Below are 13,252 nucleotides of genomic sequence, written 5' to 3' on the forward strand. Positions count from 1 at the left end.
CAGAAGCTCTGGTCCTCGAAACCCTCGCTCCCTGGACACTCATACGGTGCTCGCGCATCGAATAGTGGTGTACGCTCGTTTTACCCCTTGACACAGTCTTCTTCCTTATCGAGGGGCACCCGGCTATGACCTCCACGGTCGTACGTTTTCAACTTTCAACTTGCAACTTTCAACGAACCAGCCCACGCATCCCGGATTACTGCAAACATGGCGGCCCCGGAACACATCCGTGTCCCAGGGCCGTGTTTTTGCAGATAAGGCCCGTAAGCCGAATTCTGTTTTAGACGGTCATTCCTCTAGGCGCCGCATTACTGCGGACACTCAACAGCAACCTACCCGCGAGTTTCGGCCCTTTGCGGCGAACCGCATTGGGGACCCACCTTAACGTGCCGGGCCGGCACGCGATGGCCCTGTCTGGGTCTTGAGCCATCTCCCCGCCTATTTGGTCTTGCTCCGTGTGGGGTTTACCCTGCCACAATCATTACTGACTGCGCGGTGCGCTCTTACCGCACCTTTTCACCCTTACCCCGGTTACCCGGGGCGGTATCTTCTCTGTGGCACTGGCCGTCCTGCACCCTTTACGGTGCAGTCCCGGACGTTATCCGGCACACCGCCCTGTGGAGTTCGGACTTTCCTCTCCCGGCCGAAGCCGGCAGCGACCATCCGGCCCCATCTGCTGAGTTCTATTCTAACGAACCAGCGAACTTCTGCCGCGTTTCTGACGTACCCTTATCGAACAAGATCACCCACCCATGGAATTCCGCGAAGCCATCAAGATCGCCCTGCAATCGCTGTGGGCCAATAAGCTCCGTTCCGTGCTCACGCTGCTCGGCGTGGTCATCGGCGTAGGCTCGGTGATTGCTGTCGTCACCCTGGTCAACGGCGCCAACGTCTACGTCGCCGAAAAGATTTATCGCTATGGCGCCGACGTCTTCACCGTCAGCAAGCAGCCGCGTGTCATCACCTCGTACGAGGAGTACACCAAGTTCCAGAAGCGGAAGATCATCCGCATAGACGACTATCAGTTCCTGGCGGAGCACTGCCGCCGTTGCCAGGCCGTAGGAGCGCTGCAGAGCACGACCGGCAAGGTCGTCTCCGGCACGCACTCGACTACGGATACCGACATCCGCGGATGGACCGCCTCCATGCCGCCTATGTACAACCTCAACGTGGTGCTGGGCCGCAGCTTTACCCCAACCGAAGAAGAGCACAACGCGCACGTCGCCATCATCGGCACCGACATTCAGGACAACGTGCTCGGCGGCAATGATCCGCTTGGGCAGGAGATTCGTGTCGACGGCGTTCCGTACACCGTGATCGGCGTCGGCGAAAAACAGGGCAAGAGCTTCGGAGCCAGCCAGGACAACTGGGTCGCCGTTCCCATCACGGCCTACCAGCGCAGCTATGGCACCTCGAAGTCGATTACGGTCTACGCCAAGGCAGGTTCGACCGGTGAGCCGTTGAATGCCGCCGTGGAAGAGGTTCGCACGCTGATGCGCAGCGAGCGCCACAATCGCCCAGGCCAGGAAGATGACTTCAACCTCGACACCAACGACAGCTTCGTGGGCCTGTGGAATCAGATCGCCGGAGGCTTTGAAGCCGTCGCCGTTGCCATTGCCGGTGTTTCGCTGGTGGTCGGCGGTATCGTCATTATGAACATCATGCTGGTCTCGGTGACCGAACGCACCCGCGAGATCGGTGTTCGCAAGGCGCTTGGAGCCAAGCGGAGCGACGTGATGCTGCAATTCCTTATCGAGAGCGCGACCCTCTCGCTGGTCGGTGGCGTCTTCGGCGTGATTGGAGGCATTGGCGTAGCACAGGGCGTCACTGCTGCTCTCGGTTTCCCGTCATCGCTCGCCGTCTGGAGCATCTTCGCCGGCCTGTTTGTTGCGACCGTCGTCGGTCTGTTCTTCGGTGTCTATCCTGCAAGAAAGGCAGCCACGCTGGATCCCATCGTTGCGCTGCGGTCGGAGCTGTAAATGAACCTCGGCGACTTCAAAGAGACTGTAACGATGGCGCTGGATACGCTGCGCGCTAATAAGCTGCGCAGCGGCCTGACCATCCTTGGCATCGTCATCGGTGTCTCCACCGTGATTTTGATCTCGTCTGTCATCAACGGCCTCAATGCCCAGGTCTCGGACGCAGTCGCCAGCTTCGGCACCAATGTGTTGTGGGTCTTCCGCTTTGAGTTCGGCTTCGGCCGTCCGACAACCGAGATGCTGACGCGCAAGCAGCTTACCTATGAAGACGCCATGGCGATGAAGGAACTGCCGCATGTCGTCGCCGTCTCGCCTGGCCTGCGCTACACCAACTTCCAGTTCAACGAAGGCAACGTCACCGCCAAGTACAAGACCCGCAAGGTGCAGTCGGTCTCCATCGAGGGCGATACCGCCGCCGTTAAAGACGTCTATGACTACAACATGACCGCTGGGCGTATGTTCACCGACACCGAAGAAGAACGCGCCTCTGACGTTGTTGTGCTCGGGCACGACACGGCCGCGGGCCTTTTTCCTGGGGAAAACCCTCTCGGCCAGGAGATCACTCTCGAAGGGCGCTCCTTCACGGTCATCGGGGTGATGGACAAGCAGAAGTCACTGGTCGGCGGGGGGAAGAATCCGCAGGACAACTACGCCTACGTGCCGCTTAACACTTTTCACAAGCTGCATCCCGAGGTGCTGGACTACTGGGTCAGTGTGAAGTACGACGACCAGAAGAACCGTCCGCTGGTCGAGGATGAATTGCGCGACCTGCTTCGCCGTCGACGCAAGGTGCCGAATAACAAGAACGACAACTTCGCCATCTTTTCCTCGGACTCGATCACACGTCTGTGGTCGCAGATCACCGGCGGCCTGTTTGCGTTGATGTTCGGCCTGTCCTCAGTCGGCCTGATGGTCGGCGGTGTGGGCGTGATGAACATCATGCTGGTCTCCGTCACGGAACGGACACGCGAGATCGGCGTGCGCAAAGCCATCGGAGCCACCAAGAAGACGATCCTCTCTCAGTTCACGCTGGAGGCGATGACGCTGTGCGCCGTCGGAGGCTTCATCGGCATCACCGTAGGAGGCATTCTCGCCAGCCTGCTTCACTTCATCGTTCCGGTCAGTATCTCGCCGGTCTGGATTATCGTTGCCTTCATCGGCTCCTGCGGCATTGGACTGGTCTTTGGCATTTACCCGGCCTGGAAAGCAGCGAATCTGAATCCAATCGAGGCGTTGCGCTACGAGTAGCGCAACGCAGTTGCTGGTTGCTAGTTCCTGGTTGCTAGTTGGGCCGAAGCTGCATGGCTAGTCACCTCTTTAGTGGCTTCTTCCAGCAACTAGGAACCAGCAACTAGCAACTCGTTTCTTCCCGGACCAATTACCCTAACCATAATGGCTCTCGCTATCGCCATCTTCTTCGCCCTGCTCACGCTGGCAGGGATTACCTTCTCGCTTCTGGCTCTGTGGGGCGCGCGTGACTTTGTCCGTTTCTGGCGTACGGCCAAGCGTCCGGAGTTTGCTCCTGGCGTTACGGTGATGAAGCCGCTTAAAGGCGTCGACCCGAAGCTCTATGCGGCCTTTGCCAGTCACTGTACCCAGCAGTATGAGGGGCCGGTGCAACTGCTCTTCGGTGTCTCTGACATGGATGACCCCGCAGTCGCCGAGGTGCATCGGCTGCAGGCCGAATTCCCGCAGATGGACATCGTGCTGGTGCACTGTCCGTTGCGTCTGGGCACCAGCGGCAAGGTGAGCAACCTGGCGCAGATGCTGCCGCATGCACGTCACGAGTACATCGTCATCAACGATGCGGATATCGTCGTCTCGCCGCGTTACCTGGCGCGTATCATGTCTCCCTTTGACAATGCCCGCACCGGGATGGTGACCTGTGCCTATCGCGTCGTGACAGCTACGCGCGGCGCAACGTTGTGGGCAAAGTTTGAAGCGCTGGGCGTCTCGTGCGACTTCATTCCAGGTCTGCTGACCGCGCGGCGCATGGAGAAGGGCATCCGTTTCGGTCTGGGCGCAACGCTGGCCACACGGAAGCGGATCATCGAGGAGATCGGCGGCCTGGAATCGATCGTCGAGTATCTCGCCGATGACTACGAGCTTGGGCTTCGTATCAGCCAAGCCGGGTATGAGGTCGTGCTCTCCGATGAGATCGTCGACACCTCGGCGCCCCAATACGACGCCGCAGGTTACTGGACGCATCAGCTTCGCTGGTACCGGACCGTGCGTGATGCACGCCCTGGCGGCTACTTCGGTCTCCCGCTCGCGTACTGCGTTCCGTGGGCGGTGGCTACTGTCATCGCCAGCGGCTTTGATCTCTGGAGTTTTTCACTGCTTTCGATGGCTCTGCTGGCACGCATCGCTGTTTGCCTTGCGATCGGTGTTGGTGTGCTGCGCGATGGACAGGTGTTGCGCGATCTTTGGCTTGTTCCTTTCAAGGATGTCGCTTGCCTGCTGCTCTGGCTGTATGGGTTGATGGACAACACGATTGAGTGGCGGGGGGAGACGTTCAGGTTGGATAAGGGGAAATTGATCCGAGCGAATTGAATCATTCAATCATTGAATAATTGAATGATTCAATTCGTGCTCACTTGAGCCGCGCCGCGTAGTTCGCGATCAATAGCTTTCCGCCGCTCTCGATGACAACGACGTAGTCTTTCCCGAGGAATGCCGGAACCTTGCCGCTTTCGGCCCAAAGGAAGATTCGTTGCGAGCCCTTCCATTTCGCCTTCAGAGAAGCCTCGTCCTCGAAGATCTTCGGTGCGTCCGTGAAGAACGATCCGTACCAGAGGTTCGCACTATGTCCTTCGAAGATATGGATGTCGTTCCTTCGCAGATAGAAGCCGAGTGTGGACCCAGCCTCATACTCGCCGTGGATCACGATCAGGTCGTTCGGTTGCACCTCGTCCTTGATGGCATCGGCCAACTGTTTGGAACTGAGCGCCGGAGCGAAGAAGCGCAGTCCCGTGTGCGCCGCCAGCAGAAAAGTGAAGGCTAACGCCACGATCCAGAGATTCGAGTGATGCGGCTCAAACTGCCGCCGCTTCCACCATGCCATCGCGCTTCCCACGCCAAAGGCTATGGCGGTCAGACCCAGAGGCCCGGCAAACATTCCCATGGCCGCCGCATTGAGGTCGAGGAAGTGCCCGAACGATAGGGCGTAGTCGCCGGGATTCTGCTGCAGCAGGGATGCAATATCGGTGCCCGGAGCAGGCTCTTTCGCATTCAGCAGGAGCAGGCCGCAGACCAGCATCACCAGGACGCCGATCACAAACACCACGGTCGCCGCACGTTGCCCGGCAGTGACTAACGGCTGCGGTACAGTAAAGCTCTCCGCCTCCATTGCCTCCTCGTGCAGCCACCATCCAATCAGCAGCGCGAGGGCGGGCAATACGGGGAGCACGTAGTACTCCTGCCGTGTGGAGAAGCTGAAGAAGAGCATCGGCACTGCCGCCCATACCGCCAGAAAGAGCTTCGCGCGGCCGGCCTCTGTCCGTTCCCGCAGCCGGACCCGTTTCAGAGCCGGAAACAGGAATGCTGACCAGGGCAACAGCCATACCAACACCAGCAGCCAGAAGAGCCAGAGCGGCACGGTGTCGTAGTCCCGGGGCACACGCAGGTTCATGTAGCGCAGTACGTGCTCGTTCATGAAATAGAACCAGGTCCACCCATGGACATTGCCCAGCGTGGGCCCCGGCACAAACCAGTGCCCGTTCAACCGGGTAAGGCTCCCGGGATGCCCCTCGGTTGGATTTGCCCGTCCGATGAGGACGTGCCACGGAGCTGCCACCGCCAGAAACACCAACAGAGAGCTAATCGGCCGGAGGTGCCAGAGGCGGACCAGCGTCCCCCTTACTCCGCGCGTAAACAGCAGGTAGGCCGCGGCAATGAGGAGGGGGAAGACCATGCCGATCAGTCCCTTGGTCAGCACCCCCAGGGCGCAGCAGACGGCGAAACCCCAACACCAGGCGACCGGCTGGGCGCGCCGCTGCCCTTCCCATCCGTGCTCCGCGTCGGCGAAGTCGATCCTCTCCGTCTGCCAGAAACAGAACATTGCCAGCGTCAGCCAAAGGCATACCGCCACGTCGGGCAGCAGAATCCGGCTGAAGATGAAGATGCCGAAGCTGGAGAGCAGTATGACCGCCGCATAGAATCCGGACCGCTCGTGCCCTGCCAGCAGCCGTCCGAAACCCCAGGCAGCTATCGCTAAACCAAGCACCATCAATGCCATAGGAACTCTTGCGGCTGCGGCATACGCGCCAAACAGCTTGATGGAAGCAGCCATCGACCAGTAAAGGATGGGCGCCTTTTCCAGGTAGCGGATGCCGTTGGCGTATAGCGTCACCCAGTCGTGCCGCTGCACCATCTCGCGCGCCACCTCGGCATGGACCGAGTCAGCGTCGTCCAGCAGGGGCGGGGTAAACAGCGTAAAACTGGCGTAAAAGAGAGCCCACAGGGCCAGGAGCCACAGCAGACGACGGCGCTGTGGGGCCATCGGGGAAGTTGGAGGAGCGATCTCGCGCATGCTCCCTTTCAGTGTATGTGCGTCACGTCACTCTTCCTTTACAGCCTGAATGGTGTAGCCTCAGGCTCGGATGAAGTTGCGCAATGACAGTCTCCTGGCCCATGTTGAAGGCCCGCCGACCGAGCTGATCTTCGGCGACTGGTACCCGGCGCTTCGCAGCGACCTGCTGCGCAAGGGAAAGACCACGACCTCCCTGCTGCTGGGTGTTCCGCTGTTGCTGGGACGAAAAAACGACGGCCGCATCTTCGCCATGCGCGATCTCTGCCCCCACCGCGGCATTCCGCTGTCAGCCGGCTGGTTCGACGGCGAGCACGTCCAGTGCAAGTACCACGGCTGGAAGTTCGAGCCCTGCGGTGGCCAGTGCGCCGAAATCCCATCGCTGACGCAATTTGACACGCTGCAGCCCGGCAAAATCTTCGCCGGCGCCTATCCCTGCGTGGAGCAGGACGGCTATGCCTGGGTCTATATCCCTAAACCGGGCGAAAATCGCGCGCCTGCCAGTCTGCCGCCCGTCCCGGAGCTGCCGAAGTTTGGTCCGCGGTTCACCACGGCTCACCTGCAGGCAGATCTGCCGTGCAATGTGGATCACGGCATTATCGGCCTGATGGACCCCGCACACGGCCCGTTTGTACACCGCGCCTGGTGGTGGCGCAGCGCCGCCAGCATTCACGAGAAGGCCAAGCATTTTGAGCCGATCCCGGATGGGTTCCGGATGTCGCCGCATACGCCTTCGTCGAACTCAGCGCCCTACAAATTAATAGGGAAGCCGGTAACGACAATCGATTTTTCCCTGCCGAACCGCCGATTCGAGACGGTGGTGGCAAGCAAGAACGGCGAAATCACCCACTGGTTCGCCTCGCTCACGACGGTTACACCGGTAACGGCCTCGACCTGCCGGATTGATGTGATTGCCGCCTGGAGCATGCTGGCCTGGCTGCCGGTCGTGCGGCCCATCGCCATGTGGTTTGGCAAGCGTTTCGTCCGTCAGGACCAGGAAACGATGATGGAGCAGGCTGAGGGTTTGCGTTTCCGGCCGGCGATGATGCTGATCGACGACGCCGACAAACCTGCGAAATGGTATTTCGCTCTGAAACAGCGGCGGCTTTCTGGTGAGGGAGAACACCCGCTTCCAGGCCCGGTGGAGCTGCACTGGCGGAGCTGACCCTATCAAAAGATGGGGCTCGGCAGCTTCGGTGAACCCTATGGATTGATGTGATCCGCAAATGGCGCTAAATCCGCGTCAAATCAATGTAAATCTTGTGTCAGGTTGGTTTGACGCGGGATATCCACGTTGCTAACATAGAAATCGAGCCCCTCTGCTCCACGAGACCAGCGGGGGGACCCTGCAACAACCGATTCGCTCCTGCCTGCCGAGCCTCCCTTTGGGAAGTGGGACAAGTAGTTGAGCCGGCCCCCAAGATGCTGCGGGCTGACTTGATGTCCTTGTCGGAAAATCAGCAGGTCGCGTGAATCCTGGCCTCGGGAGTTTTCGTCCAATGGTTGAATCCCAAACTCGTCCAATGGCTGAACCCCAAAATCCTTTAACAGAGAGCAAAACCCTGAACACCGAACTGGAAACCCTCACCCCTGAAGAGACGACCGCCGTTGCGGCCGCTACCGACACCACCCACACCACCGATGTAGCCGATGAGCACAACGACGTCGACTACGACATGGCGGACTTTGCCACCGCGCTCGAGAGCTTCGACCGCGAGCAGGCAGCCGAAAAGGAAGCAGCCCAGTCGGCGATGTCCGACGACACCATCACGACAGGCACCGTGGTGAAGATCACCGACAAGCACGTGGTGGTCGACATCGGCCTGAAGTCCGAGGGTCTGATTCCGCTGGATCAGGTTGTGGACCACACCGGTGCGCCGAAGTTCAATGTCGGCGATACGGTGGACGTGGTCGTTGAGCGTGAGGAGCCCGAAGGCGGCTATCTGGTCAGCTACGAGAAGGCACAGCGCCTGCGCGTATGGGATGAGCTCGAGAAGGCAGCCAATGAAAAGACCATCGTCACCGGTACTGTTCTCGGCCGCGTGAAGGGTGGCCTGACCGTCGATATCGGTATCAAGGCATTCCTGCCGGGTTCACAGGTTGAGATCCGCCCCGTTCGTAATCTCGATGGTTATGTGGGCCATCCGATCGATGTCCGCGTCATCAAGCTGAACAAGAAGCGCGGCAATGTCGTTGTCTCCCGCAAGGAGATCCTGGAAGAGGAGCAGAACTCCAAGAAGTCCCGCACGCTGGAGACTCTGGAAGAGGGCGCTGTTCTGACCGGTGTGGTGAAGAACCTCACCGACTACGGCGCGTTCGTTGACCTCTCCGGTCTGGACGGTCTGCTGCACATCACCGATATGAGCTGGGGCCGCCTGACGCATCCGCGCGACCTGGTACAGGTTGGCGATGAGATCCAGGTCAAGGTTCTGAAGTTTGACAAAGATAAGCAGCGCGTTTCGCTCGGCTTCAAGCAGCTGACGCCTGACCCGTGGCTGGATGCGGTTGAGCGCTACCCGATCGGTGCGCAGGTTCGTGGCCGCGTTCTCTCGGTCACCGACTACGGCGCGTTCGTCGAGCTGGAGCAGGGCATCGAGGGTCTGGTGCACGTCAGCGAGATGAGCTGGTCCAAGCGTCTGAAGCACCCCTCCAAGCTGGTCAAGCCGGGTGACGAGGTCGATACCATCATCCTCGCGGTCAATCCGCAGGATCGTCGCATCTCGCTGGGCATGAAGCAGCTGCAGGAGAATCCGTGGGAGCAGCTGGATGACAAGTTCCCGGTGGGTTCCACCGTTGAGGGCCGCGTCCGCAACCTCACCGACTTCGGCGCCTTCATCGAGATTGAAGACGGCATCGATGGTCTGGTGCACGTCAGCAATCTGAGCTGGACCAAGCGCGTGAAGCACCCCTCCGAAGTTCTGAAGAAGGGTGAGAAGGTGAAGGCTGTTGTCCTCGGCGTCGAGCCGGAGAACCGCCGCCTGTCACTCGGCATCAAGCAGCTTGAGCCCGATGTCTGGGATACCTTCTTCGCGCAGCACCGCACCGGTGATGTCGTGAAAGGCAAGGTTCTCCGCACCGCGCAGTTCGGCGCCTTCGTTGAGATCGCCGAGGGTGTTGAGGGTCTGTGCCACGTATCCGAGATGGTTGATGACATCGGCGCACCTGTACACCTCGAGATCGGTGACGAGCGCGAGTTCAAGATCGTAAAGATGAGCCCGGAAGAGAAGAAGGTTGGTCTGAGCCTGCGCGGTATCGGTGACGACGCCAGCCGTGAAGAGGTTGAGAGCTACAAGTCCAAATCCTCCTCCTCTTCGAGCACTTCCAGCTCTTCCAGCACCACGCTGGGCGATCTGATCAACTGGAAGCGCAGCGAGCGCGAGTAACTCACACGCACTCTCTCTGATAAACAAAAGAGCCACCCTTCGGGGTGGCTCTTCTGTTTTGAGCTGGCCACAACACCCGTTGCCCCATTCTTCGCGAAGCGAAGGGTGGGGTATCGCGTTGTATCGGCTCCTTGAAAAAAGCGCCCGGGGCCGCATGAGGTAGGGCCGCCGGGCGCGTGTGGCATAAGGAATGGGTCCGTGCCAAAGCTTCGACGAGTGTCGAATATTTAAGGAAGACGCCGCGGCTTGCGGCGGGGATGCATTAAATCCGGGAGAGCTCTTCGAGGTAGGCTTTGAGAACTTCGCGATTCAGGGTGAGGAAGCCGCATCGGCCTTCGCGGCGGACCTCGATCAGGCCGGCGGCCTCGAGCTCTTTGATGTGGTGCGAGAGGGTGGGCAGGGTGATGTCCTGGGTCTCCTGCAGCTCACCGCAGGTCATACAGGTCTCGCGGGCGGAGAGGTCTTTCAGCATCTGCACACGACGCGGCTCTGCCAGAGCACGGCCAATCAGGGCGAACTCTTTGGGGGTGAGCGTGACCTTCCGGGATGTCATAGCGCGATTATTTCATCTCCCGCGAAGGCGGCTGAGCTGGCGGCGATCGCGCTTGGAAGGACGGCCTTCGTATTCGAACTCAAAGATTGGCATGGACTTGCGCGCTTCGGCAACAAGAGCGCGGGCGGCCTTGCTCTCTTCACTCTCCTGGTAGAGCGCCTGAGCGACCGCGGCAGGTCCGCGCGTTTCGCTGAGCGCGAGAACTGTCACTTCAAACGTGCCGCCGTCATTGGTGATACGCAGCCGGTCATTTGGTCTTACCTCCCGTGCCGGCTTAGCGGCCTGTCCGTTGGACAGGATGCGGCCCAGCTCGCAGGCCTTGACTGCCAGAGATCGAGTCTTGAAGAAACGCGCGGCCCACAACCATTTGTCGATGCGCACATGCGCGGGAACTGCCATAAGAAACATTCTCGCGCGCCGAAACGTCATTCCGCCAGTGGTGACAAGCCAAACCTCCACACCGTATGCCATGATCGATTCCATGAAGCACGTAAAGCACGCCGCCGTAGCTGCAGTTCTTTGTCTCTCTGCCCCGCTCTTTTCCCAGAGCGCACCGAGTTCGAAAAGCACATCGACGCCCGCCCAGCCGGTGCGTCCGACCGTGAATGAGCAGGTGACGGTGACGGCCTCGCGGCAGGCTTTGTCGCTCGATGCCGGCGCTTCCAGCGTGCGTGTGCTTTCCAATGAAGATCTGGACCGGACACCGGGATTCACGCTCGATGATCGCTTGAAACAGGTGGCGGGTTTTCAGCTCTTTCGCAGAACATCGTCATGGGTGGCGAACCCCACATCGCAGGGCATCTCGCTGCGCGGCCTGGGATCGACCGCGGCCTCACGCACGCTGGTGCTAAGCGACCAGGTGCCGCTGAACGATGCCTTCGGCGGCTGGGTGCACTGGAACGAATTGCCACGGATGGCGTTACGGCAGGTGGACCTGATGCGTGGCGGAGCTTCGGACCTGTACGGATCGTCAGCGATCGGTGGAGCTATCAATGTGTCTCCCGAAGAGGCTGGACCTCTGCGCTATGGAGCGTCCATCGAAGGTGGCGGACTGAATACAACCGACGGCGATGGTCTGCTGACGCTGGCAAAGGGGCCGTGGAGCGGCCTCGGAGCTGTGACGCTCTTCCAGACTGACGGCTATAGGCTGACAGCGCCGGCAGCACGCGGTCCGGTCGATGTGCCTGCCTTTGTGCATTGGCAGAGCGGGCGCGCTGAGGTGCGTCGCCGGTTTACGAATGAGCTTTCGGGATTCCTGCGCGGCAACCTGCTGAATGAAAATCGAGGTAATGGGACTCCGCTGACCACAAATGCAACGCGGCTCTGGCGCTACTCCGCGGGCAGCGACTGGAACTCTGCCAACCATGGACGTGCTTTCCTGCGGCTTTACGGAGCGGAAGAGAACTACCGCCAGAGCTTCAGCACGGTGCTCGGCGGAGCGGCACGTAGCTCAGAGCGCGTGGTGCGCACGCAGAGTGTTCCTTCGGAGGAGCGCGGCTATGCAGCACAGTGGGCACGTGGGTTCGCGGGAGCTCCCGTAACCATCGCCTTCGGTTCGGATCTGCGCGACGTCCGCGCAACCAATATCGAAACCCCCTACAACGCCACCGGCGTGCCGCAGGCACAGACCAATACGCGGGCAAGGCAGCGTGATACCGGCGCTTACGCGCTCGGTGTGTGGCAGCCGCGGCACTGGACGCTGCAGCTGTCGGGACGTTATGACCGTTTCTCCATCATCGATCCGCGGCAGATCTCGACACCGCCGGTAACGCTGACCGGACGAGCTGAGAATGTCTTCAGCCCGAGGCTGGGTGTGGTGCGTGATATCGGGCGCGGCGTCTCGCTTACAGGCTCAGTCTTCCGCGCCTTCCGCGGAGCGACGCTCAACGAGCTCTACCGTACAAGCACAGTAGGCACAACGACGACCCTGGCGAATCCGGACCTGCGCTCAGAGAAGGCAACCGGATTCGAGCTGGGCGGCAATGCCACGCTGGCGCACGATATACAGATACGCGCCTCAGGCTTCTGGACGATGGTGAACCGGCCGATCACCACCGTGATCCAGACACAGACCGCCACTGCAACCACGGACAAGCGCTTCAATGCGGGCCAGCTTCGCAGCCGCGGCATGATGCTGGAGGCGCGGATGCATCCTATCCGTCCGCTGGTGATTACGGGAGCGTATCAGCTTGCGGTTGCAACCGTGACACGCTTCGATCAGCAGCCGCAGCTTGTGGGCAAGTGGGCTCCGCAGGTTCCACGTCACTCCTTCACACTGACAACGACCGCAGAGAGCGAGCACATTGGGCGGTTGAACGTGGTGACGTATGTCAGCGGACGCCAGTATGACGACACGCTGAACACATTGAAGCTGGGAAGCTACGCGCGCTTCGACGTACAGGCGGAACGCGATTTTGCGCGGCGGTTTACGGCTTCAGTCGCGGTGCAGAATCTGCTGGATCGGTCGATCGATGCGGGACGAACGGGCGTGCTGACGTTGGCGGCGCCGCAGACGGTGACGATGCGGCTCGCGATTCACGGCGCGAGATAGTTGATTGGTTGAATTGTTGAATGGTTGTCTTTGCTTGAGTTGAAGTTTTGTGGCTTCCTTGCCCACCCTAGCGTTGCGAGGGTGGGGCACCCGGGATAGGGACCGCGGTTTGAAAGCAGGCTCTTCGCTCTGCTCAGCGACTGTCTGGATTGTCAAGGAAAGGTTGTTGGAAAAGGCGGAAAACGGTGAAGCTGTTTCCCTCTTTCCCACAACCACGGCTGCGGGCGAGTTTGGCTCAAGTAGTCACGAGGACGGGAG

Annotated in this window: 9 protein-coding genes and 1 other RNA gene; 6 read left to right on the forward strand and 4 right to left on the reverse strand. The window is 60.2% G+C overall.

The genetic code is table 11. The features are described from left to right. Positions 1 to 248 precede the first annotated feature (248 nt). An RNA gene (gene rnpB / locus OHL21_RS07710) (RNase P RNA component class A) lies at positions 249 to 675 on the reverse strand. Between the two features lie 77 nt (positions 676 to 752). On the opposite strand from rnpB, the gene OHL21_RS07715 reads away from it, so the two are divergent. The 3 genes from OHL21_RS07715 to hpnI all read left to right on the forward strand — a co-directional run bounded on the left by OHL21_RS07715 (position 753) and on the right by hpnI (position 4,532). Then, entirely contained in the window at positions 753 to 1,979 is a 1,227-nt protein-coding gene (locus OHL21_RS07715) for an ABC transporter permease (protein WP_263416675.1), read from the forward strand. Further along, complete coding sequence (locus tag OHL21_RS07720; protein WP_263416676.1) at positions 1,980 to 3,227, forward strand: ABC transporter permease; 1,248 nt, start codon at positions 1,980 to 1,982, stop codon at positions 3,225 to 3,227. Between the two features lie 144 nt (positions 3,228 to 3,371). Then, positions 3,372 to 4,532: a bacteriohopanetetrol glucosamine biosynthesis glycosyltransferase HpnI gene (gene hpnI / locus OHL21_RS07725; protein WP_263416677.1), complete on the forward strand. Its 1,161-nt coding sequence runs from the start codon at positions 3,372 to 3,374 to the stop codon at positions 4,530 to 4,532. 40 nt (positions 4,533 to 4,572) lie between these two features. On the opposite strand, the gene OHL21_RS07730 is transcribed toward hpnI, so the two are convergent. Continuing rightward, positions 4,573 to 6,510 carry an ArnT family glycosyltransferase gene (locus OHL21_RS07730; protein WP_263416678.1) on the reverse strand — a complete coding sequence of 646 codons (1,938 nt, stop codon included), beginning with the start codon at positions 6,508 to 6,510 and terminating at the stop codon, positions 4,573 to 4,575. A gap of 70 nt (positions 6,511 to 6,580) precedes the next feature. Here OHL21_RS07730 and OHL21_RS07735 point away from each other — a divergent pair, with 70 nt between their 5' ends. Beyond that, positions 6,581 to 7,672: a Rieske 2Fe-2S domain-containing protein gene (locus tag OHL21_RS07735; RefSeq protein WP_263416679.1), complete on the forward strand. Its 1,092-nt coding sequence runs from the start codon at positions 6,581 to 6,583 to the stop codon at positions 7,670 to 7,672. 358 nt (positions 7,673 to 8,030) lie between these two features. Further along, a complete protein-coding gene (locus tag OHL21_RS07740; RefSeq protein WP_263416680.1) occupies positions 8,031 to 9,890 on the forward strand; it encodes a 30S ribosomal protein S1 in 1,860 nt (619 codons plus the stop codon). Between the two features lie 262 nt (positions 9,891 to 10,152). Here the strand turns inward: OHL21_RS07740 and OHL21_RS07745 are convergent, their stop codons facing one another. Both OHL21_RS07745 and OHL21_RS07750 read right to left on the reverse strand, forming a co-directional pair. Then, positions 10,153 to 10,443, reverse strand: a complete 291-nt coding sequence (locus OHL21_RS07745; RefSeq protein WP_263416681.1) for an ArsR/SmtB family transcription factor — start codon at positions 10,441 to 10,443, stop codon at positions 10,153 to 10,155. A gap of 12 nt (positions 10,444 to 10,455) precedes the next feature. Further along, positions 10,456 to 10,842 (reverse strand): RNA-binding S4 domain-containing protein, encoded by a 387-nt coding sequence (locus tag OHL21_RS07750; protein WP_263416682.1) that lies wholly within the window; start codon positions 10,840 to 10,842, stop codon positions 10,456 to 10,458. Between the two features lie 82 nt (positions 10,843 to 10,924). On the opposite strand from OHL21_RS07750, the gene OHL21_RS07755 reads away from it, so the two are divergent. Then, the gene (locus tag OHL21_RS07755; protein ID WP_263416683.1) at positions 10,925 to 12,994 is read left to right on the forward strand and encodes a TonB-dependent receptor; all 2,070 of its coding nucleotides are present in this window, start codon (positions 10,925 to 10,927) and stop codon (positions 12,992 to 12,994) included. The last annotated feature ends 258 nt before the right edge of the window (positions 12,995 to 13,252 follow it).

This window comes from Terriglobus albidus (assembly GCF_025685425.1).
GTDB classification, from domain to species: domain Bacteria; phylum Acidobacteriota; class Terriglobia; order Terriglobales; family Acidobacteriaceae; genus Terriglobus; species Terriglobus albidus.

Bases quoted from the DNA above. Each gene is read 5' to 3' on its own strand.
- OHL21_RS07715 (WP_263416675.1), top strand. From the start codon at position 753: ATGGAATTCCGCGAAGCCATCAAGATCGCCCTGCAATCGCTGTGGGCC.
- OHL21_RS07720 (WP_263416676.1), top strand. From the start codon at position 1,980: ATGAACCTCGGCGACTTCAAAGAGACTGTAACGATGGCGCTGGATACG.
- hpnI (WP_263416677.1), top strand. From the start codon at position 3,372: ATGGCTCTCGCTATCGCCATCTTCTTCGCCCTGCTCACGCTGGCAGGG.
- OHL21_RS07730 (WP_263416678.1), bottom strand. From the start codon at position 6,510: ATGCGCGAGATCGCTCCTCCAACTTCCCCGATGGCCCCACAGCGCCGT.
- OHL21_RS07735 (WP_263416679.1), top strand. From the start codon at position 6,581: ATGAAGTTGCGCAATGACAGTCTCCTGGCCCATGTTGAAGGCCCGCCG.
- OHL21_RS07740 (WP_263416680.1), top strand. From the start codon at position 8,031: ATGGCTGAACCCCAAAATCCTTTAACAGAGAGCAAAACCCTGAACACC.
- OHL21_RS07745 (WP_263416681.1), bottom strand. From the start codon at position 10,443: ATGACATCCCGGAAGGTCACGCTCACCCCCAAAGAGTTCGCCCTGATT.
- OHL21_RS07750 (WP_263416682.1), bottom strand. From the start codon at position 10,842: ATGGCAGTTCCCGCGCATGTGCGCATCGACAAATGGTTGTGGGCCGCG.
- OHL21_RS07755 (WP_263416683.1), top strand. From the start codon at position 10,925: ATGAAGCACGTAAAGCACGCCGCCGTAGCTGCAGTTCTTTGTCTCTCT.